The following is a 14708-nucleotide window of genomic DNA, read 5'->3' as shown; positions in this document are numbered from 1 at the left end:
TGCTTCCTTCAGGTGTTGATCAAGACGGTGTTCGTCGAGCGAATGATGATGTTTCCAGCCACCCCATCCATAAACACGAGGCTGCCGGACTTGTCGGTGGCGCTGATGCTCTCCTGGCCGGGCGCGGCGTTCATGCGCACCACCTGACCGGCCTTGTCGGTGAGCCGGATCTGTTCGGCGGCGGCGGTGGAATCGACGAGGATTTCCTGGGTGCCGTTGAGTCCCCAGATGTGAACCTTCTCCCGACCCTTGGTGGTATCGATGAGAATCTTCTGCCAGCGGGAGCGGCCCTTGTCGCACGAGAGGATGTGGACCTTCTCCTTGTCCTGCCAGGCTTCGAGGATCACCTGCTGGCGGGAGAGGTCGGTGAGCTGGATGCGGGCGCGGGAGCCGACGATCTGCGAGGCGATGTCGAGCTGGTCGCCTTTCTCGGCGTCCTTCGTGCCTCGGCGCAGAGCGTTGCCGCTCTGCATTTCCGGCTTCACCTTCCCTTCCATGGTGAGGATCTGTCCGGCGCGGTCGATGATCCGCAGCAGTTCGTCGCCGTCGCGGTCATCGGCCAGGATGGTGTGGCCGGTTTCGGTCTTGAGCAGGACCTTCAGGCGTGGGCAGTAATACGGCGGATGGCCGTGGTACTTCTTGTGTTCGAGATCGTCGTGCCGGTTGGCCTGATGCTCGACCTTGTCCTCGCAGTCATGACAGAAGGCGTTCGCGCAGGTGCGCTTGGATTCTTCGGGCTGCTCACCGGGATTGCTCTTGGCCAGCCAGACCCCGGTCCAGATCGGATGCTGGACGACGCCGCCCTCGAACTCGGCCCAGACCGAGGCTCCTTCTTCTGGGATCAGGAACATGCCGGTGTCGTCGTTGCCGCCGTAGGGAAAACAGGGCGCGGCCCATTCGGACCAGTTCTCCCGCCCGCTGCCGAGCACGGCGGGGATTTCCAGGCGGACCCGGCCAAGGCGTTCGGGATCGTTGTTGTCGCGCACGAAGGCCCGGTACTTGCCGTACCAGCGGTTGCGGTAGCGCTCCTCGGATTGACGGTCGCGGGTTTCAAGCATGCTCCGCCTCCCGTTTTCGACTGGCGTCCCAGGCCAGCCAGCCGCCCAGGCGAACCGCCCAATACATGACCTGCCTTTTCCACAGAGGCACACCCAGGGCAGCCATCAGTTCGAGAAAGACGCGGTCGGCAGCAATCCGCGAGACCTTGCCGGTGTGGTAGAGGTAGTCGTGAACGACGGCCGCCGGGGAATATCGGCCCCAGGGCGGCACCACGCGCCAGAACAGGCGCGGCACCGAGGCGAAGTCGGTCTCGAACCCAGCGGGCACTTCGATGATGCGGCCAGCGCCGGTGCGGACACGGAACGGCTGGGTCAGCCTCGCGGTCATTCCATTGGGCAGGATCTCCACCCGGAGCGGTCCGGAGAGACCCAGCGCGGTGCCGGAAAACAGGGTCTTGGTTTCGGCGCTCATGACCGCCACCTCGCCTTGCCCGACTGGCGCACATCGACATGGACCCAGGAGGCGTAGACGCCGATGCCGCCTTCGCGGAAGAGTTGAATCTCCTCGGCGATGACCGCCAGTTCCTCGGGCGAAACACCTGCGGGACAGCTCACGTCGGCCGCCATGCCCAGCGTGTGGAAACTCTGCTCCGCGCCGCCCACCGCCTTGTTGTGCCGGTTGCAGCGGAAGCCGCTGGTGATGGACAGCGGTTTGCCGATGCGGTCGCGCAGCGTCTGCAGGGCGTCGACCAGGTCGGGATGGACTGCAGCCGAATGGCCGCAGCAGTTCGTGCCCTTGCAGGCGAATTCCGAACGGTTGAAATTCTTACTGAGATCACCCATTGCCGCCTCCTTGTGTGACCGCGCCGGAGTCCGCGTCGATGGTCACCATGGCTGGCGGCTCGTTTTGCGGCGTGGGCGGGGCCTCCTTATCGTTGGGTTTGCCCTGGGACTCGGCGGACTTGTCGCCCGCGCCCTTGCCGAGGGCGTTCTTCTTGAGTTTGAGTTCACAGAGATAGCCAGCGCCGCTGATGCTGTGGCGCACCGAGTGGCAGTAGTAGATGCCGGAAAACTTCCGGCCCACGCCCTTGATCTCGACGTTCTTCTTGGCGCGTAGCTGGGGAATGCCGATGGTGGCCGCATCCGCCTCGACCTGCCGCAGCTCGGCCTCGCGGAACTTGCCTTCGGCGCTGTCCTGGGCGGGCTCCTGGCGCGGCTCTTCGTGAAAGCCTTCGGATCGGTCGAAGCTGGGCACGATCTGCCCCGTCTCCTGTTCCTTGAAGCTGCCTTCGCCGGTGTTGCCGTCGACCAGATAGGTCTGCTTGCCCAGGGCCGTCCGCTCGGGGGTGGTGGCGTTGTTGGCCTTGTGCTCGACCACGTCCTTCTTGCGCGGGTCGACGCCGACCGTCTTGGTCTCGACACCCGCGCCCTTGGCTCCCTGGGATTGGGTGCTAGGGCGGAACGAGCGCAGCAGGCCCTTGGTGTCGGTGAAAAATTCGAGGGTCAGAAGCGGCGTCTGATCGAGCTCGCGGGGATGGAAATGGAGTTCGTCGTCCTGGATGTAGAAGACATAGCCGCTCACACCGTCGCCATCGCGGTCGCGGGCCTTTTCCGCCAGCTCCTTGAGGAACTGGGCGTCCGAGATGTTGCTCTGGGTGACGCGGAGATGGGTCCCCTTGGTGGCCGTGACCACCGGGGTGAGGCCGTTGGCGGCGGCGATCTGTTCGGCGATTTCCGAATAGAGAATGCCGGGAGCGGGTTTCTGCCAGACCTTCTGGTTCTCCTTGCCCGCGAGTTTGAAGCCCTTGTCGTAGGCCTTGATGCGGATGGTCGGATCGCCGTTTTCCGGGAAGTCGTAATCGATGTCCTTGATGACCGCCTTCTTGCGCGGAGAGAGGTTCCCCACGTAGCCGAAGCGGGCCACGATCTCGTTGCCTTCCTGGAACAGCGGATCGTCGACGAACTGCAGGTTGCGGTCGGTTACCGACAGTTCGAGGACATCCAACTCCTCCTCGTTGTCGGTGAAGACGAACGAGGTGATCTCCTGGGTAATGTCCTTCGAGAGGTCTTGTCCCTCGATCTGAATCAGAAATGTCGGCTTGAAGGTATCCAGATCCATGCGTTTCTCCGGCGGTTCGCAGTTCCCTGCTTACTTACCGGAAGGCATGGCGAGGTGTCGGACGCTTCAGTCGAGCAGGCGCATCTGGACGTGTTCGCGGGAGGGAATGCGCAGCGCCAAACCTGGCTCGAGCGCCAACGGGAAAAAGAGGTCGTTGTAGTCGCAGATGATCCACCAGAGCCGGGCGTCACCCATATAGCGGTGCGCGAGCAGATCCAGACGGTCGCCCTCGACTACGGTGTGCAGGCGGTCGTCATATCTCGGAGTAGTGTCGATGCGCTGGCGCATGCCGAGGGAGGTGCCATCACTGTCCCGGTAGAGAAGGCAGCGGGCGTAGCGGGAATCACGGCCGATCATGAACGTACCTCCGACCAGTTAATGGAACGGTCCACGTATTCTTCGAGGACGATGTCCACCTCGGCCCGTTGCGGTAGCAGGTTGTCCCGGTCGAACAGGCCGAAGAACCGCGCCTTCACCTGCCGGACGATGCAGGTCACGCCCGGGTAGAGATCGCCGAAGATAAGCAGCACGCGGTGCGGCGCGTTCTTGAGCATGGTTCCGGCGTGTTCCGGATATTGCAGCGAGCGGAGCCAGTCGACCTTCTGCTTCACCGGCCCCTTGAACAGCTCGACCTTGAAGGCGATCCGGCGCGGTTCCCCGGCGACATACTGGTAGCGCGGGTGGCTCATGCCGGGGATCTTGATCGTCGCGTAGTCGGTCGACTTCTCGTCGCTGATGGAGTTGGGGTTGTACTGGAATTCGAGCCGCTCCCCCGTGTCGGCGTCCACCAGATATCCCTTGATGGGCTGTTGATCCCAGGCCATTGCTTACACCTCGGCGATCTCGAGGATCGGCTTGCCCAGTTGTCCGGCCCGGTCGAGTTCCCGCCGCATGCCGCTGGAAATACCGTTGCCGGTGAACGCCCACACCTCGTCGCAACATTCCATGTAGGCCAGACCGCAGGCGATGCCCGTCTCCCGCTGCTCGGGAACGCTGTCATCGGTAAAGGTTGGATACAACAGGTGCGGCGCGAACGGCGCGTGACCGTTTCTCATGACCCGTCGGCAAAGCGCCTCGGCTACCTTGACGTTTCGGGCTATGTCACCCGCGAACGGGCTGCAGACAAAGATGCGTTTCATCGGTCCTCTCAAAGAGTTTCGTAGTTTCTGATCTTCCGCTCGCGAAGGTCCTTGTAGACCGCCTCGGCCACCTTCCGTCCATCGATGTTGGTGGTCACGCTCAGTTCTACCGGACGGTCGGCCAGGCCATCGAGGCGCGAGAGCAGCGATTCCAGTAGTTCGCGCAGCCCCGGACCGCTTTCCTCTGCACGCAGGGGTGTCGCGGGAGCGGTGCGGGCCGGAGTAATCAACCGTTCGGAAGGCACCGTCTCGGCCAGTCCCGATTGCAGGGGCTTCGCTATCGGAGTCGGCGCGGCCGTCTTGGGCCGTTCAATCCCGGCCGGAGCCAGAGAGGCACTTCCGATTTCCGGTGCCGGTTCCACCGCGAACGGCTTGATATAGCTCTTACTTACCGGCTCAACGGCTGCCGCGACGGTCTGCACGGTGCCGTTCATCTGTTGCGGATGCGGCGCGGCCGTGGCCATGACCGGCTGGAGCATCAGCATGGCGCTCAGGACCTTGGGCACCAGGCGCTCGTCCAGACGCGGCACGAGACTGAGCACGCTTTCGATGATGCGTTGCCCAATCGATTCGGCGGGCTGCGCGGTCTTGAGCGGTTGCTTCTGCTCGGCCACCTGCGGAATCGGGGTCTGGACTCCCAGCATGGCGCGAGCGGAGGAGAGCAAACCGTTGGCGATCCCGGCGCTTCTATCCTTGATCGCCTGAATGCCCGCGCTTGCGCCGCTGGAAAGCCTCTGCCAGAGAGATTGCCCCTCGGTACCGGCACTGGCAAAGATTCGGCCCACAGCCCCGGGGACGGCGGACAGCGTGGCAACGATCCGGTCGCGGAGATTGACGGCTCCCGTGGCCAGCGCGTCCCAGGCATTGACCTGGGGCGGCTTGATCGCCAGTTCGGGCGTGTTGCCAAACAGGGATTGTTTGAGACCGCCGAAGATGGCACCGGCCTTGGCAGCGACGGTTTGTGCGCCGGAGGTCAACCCATCCCAGAGTTTCCCGGCCATCCGGAAGGGAGCCGAGGCGGCGTCCATGAGGTTTCCGCCCGCCGTTTTGACCTGCTGCCACGCTCCCGCAGCGGCCGAGAGAATCCCGCGAGCGGCGAAACCGAACACTTTCGCGGGCAGTGTCTGGGTAAGGCTCATGCCGTCGGCGAGGGTCTTGAGCAGCGCGGAACCGGAGGCGGTCAGGCTGGCGAGTGGTCCCTCGCGGGCATCGGAGAACGGCAGCAGATTGCGCAGCTTGCCGAGGGCGTTCTTGAGCATGGTGAATGGATAGGTCACCGCCGACCAGATCCCTTCTCCCAGGGTGATCAGTAGCTTCTTGCCCGCCTCGAAGAAAGTGGTGTCCCCGGCGAAGAAGGAGCGCACGGTGGCAAACAGATCCCGCAGGGTGCTGATGATCGGAAGATTCAAAATCGCCTGGCCGATCTGCCCGGCGGCGTCGGCCACCAGGCGACCGATGGAGGTGAAGATGCCGGAAATGAAATTCCAGACGCCGACCACCACATCCCGCGCCCAGCGGAACGGGGTGGCAAGAAAATCGTAGACCGCGCCGCCAATGGCCTTGAGCCCATCCAGCAGGGAGATGTCGCCGGTCAGCACCTGCCAGACGGAATAGACGATCTTCCCGGCGGCCACGAAGGCCTCGCCGATCATGCGCACGGGCAACAGGAACTTGTAGATGAACTTGGCCGCTCCGACCAGGGACCCGACGATGGCCTTGCCGACCCAGACCACGCTGCGCACCACCACCACCAGGGCTCGGACGATGAGCGACAGGTTCCAGGCCACGATCTTCAGCGCGAATGCCAAACCTTGCAGAAGCACACCGGCGACGGTGCCGATAACCGTGCCGAAGGTGCGCCAGGACGACCCGTCGGTGGCGCTGGCGGCCACGCCGAAGATCTCCACCACTGAAAAGACCGCGCTGGCCAGTGCCGCGTAAGCGCTCATCAGGGTGCGAACGGTCGGTTCGAGGATGGCGCGGATGCGGACAAAGGCATGAGAAAAAGCGCCCCACAATCCGGCCAGCGCCTCGCGAACGCGCTAATAGGCTTTGAAGACGGTGACCACGAAACCCAGCAGTCCGGCGGATTCGAGCTTCTGGGCCAGTTCGGCCGACATCTGCCCGACGCCGCCGCTGAGCGATCCAACCAGCTCTCTGATCCCCTGGAAGACCAGCGTGACCTTGTTCCAGGCCCCGGTGATGATCTCCTGAATGCCGCCGAAGTTGGTTTCCCAGGCGCGTTTGAGCAGATACACCGAGAGGATCACGCCCGCGATGATCGCGGTAACAGGCAGAAAATAGGTCGCGACCGCCGAACCCACCCCGGCCAGCGCGGCGCTGATGGCCACGAACCCGGCCTTGATGGCGGGCAGCATGAGTCCCACCATGCCTACGGCGGCGGTGACGGCTCCGGCCACGACCAGAATGGTGCCGAGGGCCATGGACAACCCCAGGACCACCCGGGTCACGCCCGGCATCGATTTGGCCATGCGCTGCAGGAACAGAATGAAGCGGGAGACTCCGTTGATCACCGGCGTGACCACCGGCAGCAGAGTGCGTCCCAGGATTTCGCTGAGGTTGGCCACCTGCTGGCGCAGGAGCAGGAATCGGGCTCCGATGTCCTGGTTCATGGCGTCGGCCATCTGTTCGGTGACCGCCGTGCCGGTTTTCATGGCTCGGCCCACCGACTGGATATTGCCTTCGAGGCTCTCCATGCCCGCCGACATCTGCAGCAGGAACTTGACCGCCTCGTCGGAACCGAAGGCCTTCTTCAGCTTCACCTGGGCGGCGGCGTTGGAGAGATCGGGGAACTGGCGTTTGATCTCCTGCAGGATGGGAACCACGCCCTTGAGACGGCCGCTGGTGTCGGTGAAGGACAGGCCAAGCTCGTCACCGGCCTCGGCTGCCTTCATGATGAACGCCTTGTACAGCGTGCCTGCCTCGGACCCGGGCATGGTGGTCTGGAGCTGGCCGAGCACGGCGAGCTGCTCGTTCAGCGGAATGTTGCTCGCGGCCGCTACCGCGCCGATGTTCTTGATGGCGTCGGCCATCTGGGTGCCGTTGGTTTTGAACGAGGCCACGGTCTGTGCCATGGCTCCGGAAAAGGCGGTCGCCCATTCCATGTCGTTCATGTCGGCCATGATGGGCTTGAAGATCCCGTAGGCCGTGGTGAAGGTGCCGACCATTTCCTGGGTGGTGGCCTTGGTCGCCTTGGCGGTCATGGCGGCCATGGAGGTGAAGACGCCCACGGCCTCGTCGCTGAGGTTGGACAGGGCCGATTTCACGTCGTAGGTGGCGGTGATGAAGGCGGCCTTGTCGGCACCGGACCATTGGTTGGTGAAGGATTCTGCGGCGTCCTCGATGGCCCGGAGGTCCTGCACGCCGAGGGACGCTAGCTCTCCCAGGGCTTTCTGGGTCGCAGCGGTGGAGGCGACCAGGGCGGCGGGTACTGCCATCAGGGCCAGTCCCGCCCCCAGCATCATGGTGCCTTGCTGGATGCGGTCCAGGTTGCGGGTCATCCGCTCACTGGCGTCCGCCACGGTGGAATCGAGGTCCATCATGGAGCCACGGATGCGCTGCGCGTTCTGCGAGAACGCATCCTTCATCGATACCACTATGCCCAGTCCGAGATCGCTGTTCATCTATCGCCGTTCCGTTTGCTCACGTTCAAAATCAAGTTGCCGCTCGAGGGCCTCGACGAACTGACGCCTGACCCTGAGCGGCAGCGAGCGGGTTTCCGACCAGCCCCAATGTAGTCCGCCGTAAGCGAGAAAGAATGCGTCGCTTACAAGCGAACTCCGGGGAACAAAAAAGCCGGTTCGGCCTCCAGGCGGGTGCGGATCTTGGTGCCGCAGCCATCGCATTCGGTCTCGACCGAGGTGTCGATTCCCGCGTCGACCCGCGACATCTCCTGCCGCAGCGCGTTGCGGTCGCGCATCGACATTTCCGCCAGGCTCTTCTTGGTGGGAGCCTTGCCGTCGATGTCGAGGATGCGGATGAGCATGGCCGAGCTGATGTTGGGCTCGCGCAGGCTGGCCAGGCGCTTCTCCTTATGGCCGTCGAGATATCCGAAGCGGACGGTTTTCTTCGAGCCGGGCAGTTTGAAGGCGAACTCCCGCTCTTCGCCGTAAGGGGTGATCTTGAGATCCTCGAGATTGACGGTCACGAAGTTGGTCATGCGGCAGGCGCTGTTCGGGCAGCTCAGCTCCAGCTCCACCTCGTCGCCGAGGGAAATCTGGCGTAGGCGGACCAGGGCGAACAGCCGGTCACCCGAGAGCAGATTCATCACCTCGGAAAGATCGGGATCGGTCTTCTCGCCCAGCCGGACGAAACAATTGCGGAGCACCTGGTTGATCGCCTCTCCGGAGCGGATCAGACGCTGATTGGTGAGCAGTTCTTCCTCGGCCCCGGTCATTTCCCGGAGCTCGAGTTCAGTGCCGCTTGGCAGTTCAAAGCTGTACATGGTCGATCCTCCGGTTTAGGTCCAGTATTGGAAGCAGATGGTGAGTTTCTCGATGGTGTTCTCGGTGTTGCCGCCCTCGAGCTCGTCGTATTCGAGCGCCTTCACCCAGGCCCCATGCAGAGTCCAGCGACGGGTCTCGTTGCCGGTGCGGTCGTAGCGGACAACGTCGATGTCGCGCATGTAGTCGGCCGGAAGACCTCCGGTGACGGCATTCACGTCCACCTGTTTCTTGATCCATTCGCGGGCCGCCTCGTCGGAGCCGTCCTGCAGGTTGCCTTTCTCGAGGGTGATGTCCTCGAACTTGACCCGGCCCGCCACCTTCTGGTCGAACATGGACCCGGCCGGGGCAAAGGCCACTTCCTCGAATTCGGTTTTGGGCTCCTGTCCCTTGTGGAACAGGGCCACGTCGAAGCCGTTTACCTCGATGGCGAACTGCCAGTTCTGGTAAAGGCTCTTGGGCATGTTTCCGCTTCTCATAGCCGTGTTCTCCCGTTAGATGATTTCTTTGAAGTCCGCGCCGGTGCTGGTCAGGATGAAGTTCAGCTCGATGAACTCCGCCGTCTTGGTCGGCTTGACGAACACGCGGGCCACCATTTCGTTGCGGTCGATGACCGCCGGGGTGTTGGTCTCCTCGTCGCACTGGAAAGCGAAGTCGTAGAGGCCGCCCTTGTCCTTGATGTCCTGCAGGAAGGGGTTGATCAGGCGGCCGAGGGCACGCCAGGTCTGGGGATGGTTCGGCTCGAACACCACGAAGCGGGAGGATTCCGAGATAGCTTCCTCCATGAACATCATCAGGCGGCGGACGTTGATACGGTCCACGGCCGAGGGCTGGCTCTGCAGCGTCTTCTGGCCCCAGATGTTGATGCCGGTGTCGGGGAACACGGCGATGACGTTGACCCCTTCCGGATAGAGCACATCGCGCTCGCCACGGCTGGTCTTGTAGGCTAGGGAGAGCGTGTTGAAGATGCGGCCACGGTCGATACCGGCGGGCGCGTTCCAGACGTTGGTCTTCTGGTCGCTGCGGGCGATGCAGCCCGCCACCGCGCCGCAGGGCGGCACCAGCTTCTTGCGCGAGTTGACCGGATCGCTGATCTCCAGCCAGGGGTAGTAGAGCGCCGCGTAGGAGGAGTTGAATGCCGCGTGGCTGTACATCCCTTGTCCCTTGCGGAAGTCGACCGCTTCGAGCGGCTCCAGATGCATGGGCGTGTCGGCGATGAACAGCAGATCCTTGCGCCCCTCGGCATAGGCGATTCCGGCGTTGATCACCGGCACCGTGGTGACGCCGGGAACCATCAGCAGGTTCAGGGCGTCGATCTCGTCAAAGCCATAGAGGCCGGTATGCTGCGAGGGATCGCCGATGAAATCGGCATCGGCCAGATCGGTCAGCCCGTTGTCGCCGCCGCTGAGCGTGAACACGCCCAATGCCGGACGGTCGCCGGGAGTCCCCGTTGCTGCGGCCAGATCCTGGACCAGGATGAAATCCGAGCGGTCGTTGATCGCCAGCTCCACATGGTTCGGCAGCGTCTCGTCCATGCTCAGATCCTTGAACACCTCGACCACATCGCCTTTGTGCCGGACCACCAGGTTGAAATGGTTGGCCGGGTCAAGGGAGCCGTCCTCGATGGAGACTGAGAGTCGGTCGCCCCAGACGCCTTCGTTCACGGCCTCGATCCGCAGGGCGTCGGCGGGCGTCGCCTCCCGGTTCTGCAGCACGATGGAAGACTTGAGCGCCGTCAGAGTGTCCCGGTCGGTGGGATCGGTGAGATGGGCGATGCGGGTGACATAGAGGACCGAGCCGCCGTTGTCGAAAAACGCCCGGGCGGCGTAGGCCAGATAGCTCTCGTTGATGTAGGAGCCGAAACGGTTGATGAACTGCTCCCAGCTCGTCACCAGCACGGGCTTGTTGATCGGGCCTTTTTCGGCCACCCCGACCATGGCGGCCGACGAGGTCGAGATCTGCTTCACATAGAAACTGAAGTCCGTTTCCCGGGTGTAAATCCCGGGCGATAGATAGGTCGGCATGGTTATTTCCTCCGCTTGCTGGTGGTCTTGGCCTCATCGGTTCCGGCGTCCTCGGTCGTCGTGGGCTTTTCCGGCTCCGGTTCCGCGCCGCCGGTCAGGTCGGTAATGCGCACCAGGCCGCGTTTCCCGGCGGTCTTGATCTCGGCGGAGAGGTCCTTGCGGGCGATGCTCTTGCGCTCTCGCGGCCCGAGGTGGAGGGTTCCCTGGCCGGAGAGGTTGAACGTCAGGGGTTGGAACTGCAGGTTTCTGATCTCGATCACGGTTGTTCTCCTTTACGGTTGAATGGTTCGTTGCTCTGTCACGTCGCCGTGAAACTGGAAGGTCCGGTCCCGGATCAGCCGACCGTCGCGCAGGTCGCCGTCGTACACCGGGCAGGATTCGATGCGGATGCGTCCGGAGCTCTGCCGAAGATTGGAGAGGTTCACCCGGGCCAGGCCGCCCAGAGGAACCAGTTCGGTAAGGTTCAGGCTGCCCTCGTCGGTGATGGCGATCTCCGGGTGAAGCTGGAGGAACCGCGACACCGACTCGTGAAAACCGAGCAGTTCGGCCTCCCGATCCACGGTCACCACCAGGTCGAAATCGAGGTGATAGAGCCGGGGAAACCGGCACTCCTCGAAACTCAGCTCCGCGACATTCTTCTCGAACAGGCGGCTCTGGCTGCGGCGAAAGCGGTCTTCCGCCAGCTTCGGCCCCTGGAGGATGACACTGGGGGTGCGCTGGACCTCGAACAGGTCATCCGGAAACACCAGCACGGTGTCCGGATGGATGGCCTGCTTGGCCAAGCGGATCAGGGTTTCTGTGACGGTCTGTATCGTGCTCAAGGGACGCCTCCGTTTTCTGCCTGGTTACTTACCGGAAGCGCTGGCGATGTGTCGGAGGCTCAGAGCGGAGGGTACTGCGGAGGGGCTCTTTCTTCAGCATCAACAGTTTTTCAAAAAAACTGGTTGACAAATCCCGTACAAGGAATAAAGATAGTAATCAATTACTCACTTTCATGGAGGCTTATATGAACTCATCAAACAAACATCTTCCGGCTGAGGAACGACGGGCAGTGACGGTAGAGGCGGTGGTCGAGTTGGCTGGTGAACAGAACCCGAGCGAGATTACCACGGCTGCCATAGCCAAACGCATGGGACTGACCCAGGGCGCTCTTTTTCGTCATTTCCCAAACAAGGATGCCATCTTACAAGCTGTTATGGAATGGGTGGCCGAACGATTAATGTCCCGCATTGAAAAAGCAGTTCATGCAGAGCCCTCTCCTCTTGCCGCACTCGAAAGCATGTTTATGGCGCATGTGGACTTTATAACAGAGCACCCCGGTATTCCCCGTATGTTGTTTGGTGAATTGCAACGATCTGAGGAAACCGCGCCCAAGCGGATGGCGCAAACGCTCATCCGCCGTTATGGGGAGCGCCTCAATCGTTTGTTTGAACAAGGAAAGGCCTGCGGTGAGCTTGATGGGAAACTTGATAACGAGGCTGCGGCCACGCTCTTCATCGGCACTATTCAAGGATTGGTCATGCAATCGTTGATAGCTGGAGATGTCAGCCATATGCGTCGCAATGCACCGAAAGTTTTTGCCATCTATCAACAGGGCATCAGGAGTGCATCATGAAAAAATTGCCCTTCCAAAAACGTACCTTGGCGCTGATAGCTGTGCTTTTTCCTCTGCTTGTGCTTTTTGTCTATGTGGCCTTGCGTTCGGGGCCGCTTGCTCCGGTATCAGTTGTATTAGCCACCGTCGAGAACAAGAGCATCTCACCGAAACTATTCGGCATCGGAACCATTGAGGCTCGTTACACCTACAAAATTGGCCCAACGTTTGCGGGGCGAGTCAAACGCTTGGACGTACACGTAGGTGAGCGTGTCAAGGCCGGGCAAGTGCTTGGCGAAATGGACCCGGTCGACCTTGATGAACGTATCAGGGCTCAAGATGCCACGCTGAAACGTGCAAACGCTCAGTTAAACGAAGCGCAGGCGCGTAAGGATTATGCGCAGACACAGGCTTTACGTTACGAGCAGTTACTTAAAGCGCGGTCCACCAGTGAGGAAGTGGTAGCCACTAAACAACAAGACCTCTTGGTTGCGAAAGCAGGGCTGACTGCGGCGCGAGAGGAACTATCTCGTGTACGTGCAGAACGAGAGGCATTAGAGGCGCAGCGCAGCAATTTGTCTCTGGTTGCGCCAGTTGACGGCTTGGTCGTTTCGCGTGATGCCGACCCGGGAACCACCGTGGTTGCAGGTCAGGCTGTCGTAGAGCTGATCGACCCGAGCACACTGTGGGTCAATGTCCGCTTCGATCAAATTCGTGCGCGAGGTCTCGCCGCAGGCTTATCAGCCCAGATCACATTACGTTCTCAGGCAGGTGAGCTGCAGGCTGGACGTGTACTGAGAGTCGAACCCCTGGCAGACGCGGTAACGGAAGAAACACTGGCCAAGGTTGTCTTCGATCAAATTCCTGATCCGCTGCCACCTATCGGCGAACTGGCCGAAATCACTATTACCTTACCGACACTTGCGGCAACACCGGTTGTCCCAAATGCCGCTATCCATCATAAGGATAGCAGACTGGGCGTGTGGCAGGTCACTAATGGCGATCTTCGCTTTACAGCAGTTTCACTGGGGATTGCCGATTTGGAGGGTCGTGTTCAAATACGAGAAGGGCTCAAGGTTGGTGACCAAGTAGTGGCCTACAGCGAAAACGCCCTGAATGAGCATAGCCGGATTCACGTCGTTGACCATATTCCGGGGGTGACGCAATGATCAGCTTGGCAGGACGCGACATCATGCACTCCTGGGGTAAGTTCGTCTTCACCGGTATGGGTCTTGGGCTACTCATCGGCATCACACTGTCTATGGCAGGGATTTATCGTGGCATGGTGGATGATGCCAAAGTGTTGCTCGACAATAGCGGTGCTGATCTCTGGGTGGTACAGAAGGACACTCTTGGTCCCTACGCTGAGTCATCAAGTCTCTACGATGATATCTGGCGCGGGATTCGAGGCATGCCGGGGGTGGAGCGGGCGGCAAACATCACTTATCTCACCATGCAGGTGGGAAAACAAGATGGTGACGTACGTGCCATGGTTACTGGCGTCACTCCTGGAGAACCTGGGACACCCGGGTGGCCGCCATATCTAGTCGCGGGTCGCCAGATTACTCGGAGTCATTACGAGGCCGTCGCCGACATAGCTTCCGGATTTAAACTTGGCGACCGAATCCAGATCCGCCGCAATCACTACACCATAGTCGGCCTGACCAGAAGGATGGTCTCTTCCAATGGCGACCCGATGGTGTTCATTCCTCTTAAAGACGCCCAGGAAGCACAGTTTCTCAAGGATAATGACGCCATCCGAGAGCAGCGTCGACGCACGGCCGAGAACCCTGCTTTCAACAGACCCGGAGTGCCAGGCCTGCTCGATGCGGTTATTGCCTCGCAAAGCACCAACCCCTACGTCAATGCGGTTTTGGTGCGGGTTGAACCGGGCCATGCCCCGGAAGAAGTCGCTGAGTCGATCCGCCGCTGGAAGCGCTTAACCGTCTATACCCGCAGCCAGATGGAGGAGATTTTGGTTGGTAAGCTGATCGCTACCTCCGCCAGACAGATCTTCATGTTTCTGGTGATCCTTTCGATTGTCAGCTCCGCCATTGTGGCCTTCATCATCTACACCCTGACACTCGGGAAAATTCGTGAGATTGCTGTCTTGAAACTGATCGGCACTAAAAATCGCACCATTGTCGGTTTGATCATGCAACAGTCCATCGCTTTAGGTTTGATCGGCTTTGTGGTGGGTAAGATTTCGGCAACGTTATTGATGGCGCCAATCTTTCCCAAATATGTGCTGCTGCAACCACTCGACTCCGTTATGGGTTTTATCGCCGTGGTTATGATCTGCGTACTGTCGAGCATTATCGCCATTCGTGCCGCGCTCAGAGTCGATCCGGCCGAAGCCATAGGGGGCTGA

At 61.2% G+C, this 14708-nt stretch carries 17 protein-coding genes; 3 read left to right on the top strand and 14 right to left on the bottom strand.

Annotated elements, in window-relative coordinates; translation table 11 throughout:
* Positions 1–8: 8 nt before the first annotated feature.
* From H567_RS0105215 to H567_RS0105155, 14 genes are all read right to left on the bottom strand, one after another.
* Positions 9–1058, bottom strand: coding sequence for a phage baseplate assembly protein V (locus tag H567_RS0105215; RefSeq protein WP_028320595.1), 1050 nt, complete (start codon positions 1056–1058; stop codon positions 9–11).
* Positions 1051–1470, bottom strand: a complete 420-nt coding sequence (locus H567_RS0105210) for a DUF1353 domain-containing protein (protein ID WP_028320594.1) — start codon at positions 1468–1470, stop codon at positions 1051–1053. The genes H567_RS0105215 and H567_RS0105210 overlap by 8 nt, the downstream gene beginning before the upstream one ends.
* The gene (locus tag H567_RS0105205) at positions 1467–1841 is read right to left on the bottom strand and encodes a YcbK family protein (RefSeq protein ID WP_028320593.1); all 375 of its coding nucleotides are present in this window, start codon (positions 1839–1841) and stop codon (positions 1467–1469) included. Before H567_RS0105205 ends, H567_RS0105210 begins: the two co-directional genes overlap by 4 nt.
* The gene (locus H567_RS0105200; protein WP_028320592.1) at positions 1834–3117 is read right to left on the bottom strand and encodes a phage late control D family protein; all 1284 of its coding nucleotides are present in this window, start codon (positions 3115–3117) and stop codon (positions 1834–1836) included. The genes H567_RS0105205 and H567_RS0105200 overlap by 8 nt, the downstream gene beginning before the upstream one ends.
* 66 nt (positions 3118–3183) lie before the next feature.
* Positions 3184–3474: a LysM peptidoglycan-binding domain-containing protein gene (locus tag H567_RS0105195; RefSeq protein ID WP_028320591.1), complete on the bottom strand. Its 291-nt coding sequence runs from the start codon at positions 3472–3474 to the stop codon at positions 3184–3186.
* Complete coding sequence (locus tag H567_RS0105190; protein ID WP_011366981.1) at positions 3471–3941, bottom strand: CIS tube protein; 471 nt, start codon at positions 3939–3941, stop codon at positions 3471–3473. The genes H567_RS0105195 and H567_RS0105190 overlap by 4 nt, the downstream gene beginning before the upstream one ends.
* 3 nt (positions 3942–3944) lie before the next feature.
* Positions 3945–4256 carry a DUF7768 domain-containing protein gene (locus H567_RS0105185; protein WP_028320590.1) on the bottom strand — a complete coding sequence of 104 codons (312 nt, stop codon included), beginning with the start codon at positions 4254–4256 and terminating at the stop codon, positions 3945–3947.
* Between the two features lie 8 nt (positions 4257–4264).
* A complete protein-coding gene (locus tag H567_RS29265) occupies positions 4265–6274 on the bottom strand; it encodes a hypothetical protein (protein ID WP_208598327.1) in 2010 nt (669 codons plus the stop codon).
* Positions 6275–6298: 24 nt separating this feature from the next.
* The gene (locus H567_RS29260) at positions 6299–7900 is read right to left on the bottom strand and encodes a phage tail tape measure protein (RefSeq protein WP_208598326.1); all 1602 of its coding nucleotides are present in this window, start codon (positions 7898–7900) and stop codon (positions 6299–6301) included.
* 143 nt (positions 7901–8043) lie between these two features.
* On the bottom strand, positions 8044–8721 hold the full coding sequence (locus H567_RS0105175; protein ID WP_028320589.1) for a T4 family baseplate hub assembly chaperone: 678 nt from the start codon (positions 8719–8721) through the stop codon (positions 8044–8046).
* A gap of 15 nt (positions 8722–8736) precedes the next feature.
* Positions 8737–9183 (bottom strand): phage tail protein, encoded by a 447-nt coding sequence (locus H567_RS0105170; protein WP_225940361.1) that lies wholly within the window; start codon positions 9181–9183, stop codon positions 8737–8739.
* 30 nt (positions 9184–9213) lie between these two features.
* Positions 9214–10743, bottom strand: coding sequence for a phage tail sheath C-terminal domain-containing protein (locus H567_RS0105165; protein ID WP_028320588.1), 1530 nt, complete (start codon positions 10741–10743; stop codon positions 9214–9216).
* 2 nt (positions 10744–10745) lie between these two features.
* Positions 10746–11003, bottom strand: coding sequence for a hypothetical protein (locus H567_RS0105160; protein WP_028320587.1), 258 nt, complete (start codon positions 11001–11003; stop codon positions 10746–10748).
* Between the two features lie 12 nt (positions 11004–11015).
* Complete coding sequence (locus H567_RS0105155; protein WP_028320586.1) at positions 11016–11564, bottom strand: hypothetical protein; 549 nt, start codon at positions 11562–11564, stop codon at positions 11016–11018.
* 185 nt (positions 11565–11749) lie between these two features.
* Between H567_RS0105155 and H567_RS0105150 the strand changes: the two genes are divergently transcribed.
* Genes H567_RS0105150 through H567_RS0105140 form a run of 3 tightly spaced genes read left to right on the top strand, consistent with a single transcriptional unit; the run spans position 11750 to position 14708 of the window.
* Positions 11750–12358: a TetR/AcrR family transcriptional regulator gene (locus H567_RS0105150; RefSeq protein ID WP_028320585.1), complete on the top strand. Its 609-nt coding sequence runs from the start codon at positions 11750–11752 to the stop codon at positions 12356–12358.
* Positions 12355–13506, top strand: coding sequence for an efflux RND transporter periplasmic adaptor subunit (locus H567_RS0105145; protein ID WP_028320584.1), 1152 nt, complete (start codon positions 12355–12357; stop codon positions 13504–13506). The genes H567_RS0105150 and H567_RS0105145 overlap by 4 nt, the downstream gene beginning before the upstream one ends.
* Positions 13503–14708 carry an ABC transporter permease gene (locus H567_RS0105140; protein ID WP_013258619.1) on the top strand — a complete coding sequence of 402 codons (1206 nt, stop codon included), beginning with the start codon at positions 13503–13505 and terminating at the stop codon, positions 14706–14708. Before H567_RS0105145 ends, H567_RS0105140 begins: the two co-directional genes overlap by 4 nt.

This window comes from Desulfatiglans anilini DSM 4660 (genome assembly GCF_000422285.1).
Lineage (GTDB): Bacteria > Desulfobacterota > DSM-4660 > Desulfatiglandales > Desulfatiglandaceae > Desulfatiglans > Desulfatiglans anilini.
This window is presented reverse-complemented; position numbering and strand designations above follow the sequence as displayed.

Excerpts from the sequence above, each read along its gene's own strand:
- H567_RS0105215 (WP_028320595.1), bottom strand. The coding sequence starts at position 1,058 with ATGCTTGAAACCCGCGACCGTCAATCCGAGGAGCGCTACCGCAACCGC.
- H567_RS0105210 (WP_028320594.1), bottom strand. The coding sequence starts at position 1,470 with ATGAGCGCCGAAACCAAGACCCTGTTTTCCGGCACCGCGCTGGGTCTC.
- H567_RS0105205 (WP_028320593.1), bottom strand. The coding sequence starts at position 1,841 with ATGGGTGATCTCAGTAAGAATTTCAACCGTTCGGAATTCGCCTGCAAG.
- H567_RS0105200 (WP_028320592.1), bottom strand. The coding sequence starts at position 3,117 with ATGGATCTGGATACCTTCAAGCCGACATTTCTGATTCAGATCGAGGGA.
- H567_RS0105195 (WP_028320591.1), bottom strand. The coding sequence starts at position 3,474 with ATGATCGGCCGTGATTCCCGCTACGCCCGCTGCCTTCTCTACCGGGAC.
- H567_RS0105190 (WP_011366981.1), bottom strand. The coding sequence starts at position 3,941 with ATGGCCTGGGATCAACAGCCCATCAAGGGATATCTGGTGGACGCCGAC.
- H567_RS0105185 (WP_028320590.1), bottom strand. The coding sequence starts at position 4,256 with ATGAAACGCATCTTTGTCTGCAGCCCGTTCGCGGGTGACATAGCCCGA.
- H567_RS29260 (WP_208598326.1), bottom strand. The coding sequence starts at position 7,900 with ATGAACAGCGATCTCGGACTGGGCATAGTGGTATCGATGAAGGATGCG.
- H567_RS0105175 (WP_028320589.1), bottom strand. The coding sequence starts at position 8,721 with ATGTACAGCTTTGAACTGCCAAGCGGCACTGAACTCGAGCTCCGGGAA.
- H567_RS0105170 (WP_225940361.1), bottom strand. The coding sequence starts at position 9,183 with ATGCCCAAGAGCCTTTACCAGAACTGGCAGTTCGCCATCGAGGTAAAC.
- H567_RS0105165 (WP_028320588.1), bottom strand. The coding sequence starts at position 10,743 with ATGCCGACCTATCTATCGCCCGGGATTTACACCCGGGAAACGGACTTC.
- H567_RS0105150 (WP_028320585.1), top strand. The coding sequence starts at position 11,750 with ATGAACTCATCAAACAAACATCTTCCGGCTGAGGAACGACGGGCAGTG.
- H567_RS0105145 (WP_028320584.1), top strand. The coding sequence starts at position 12,355 with ATGAAAAAATTGCCCTTCCAAAAACGTACCTTGGCGCTGATAGCTGTG.
- H567_RS0105140 (WP_013258619.1), top strand. The coding sequence starts at position 13,503 with ATGATCAGCTTGGCAGGACGCGACATCATGCACTCCTGGGGTAAGTTC.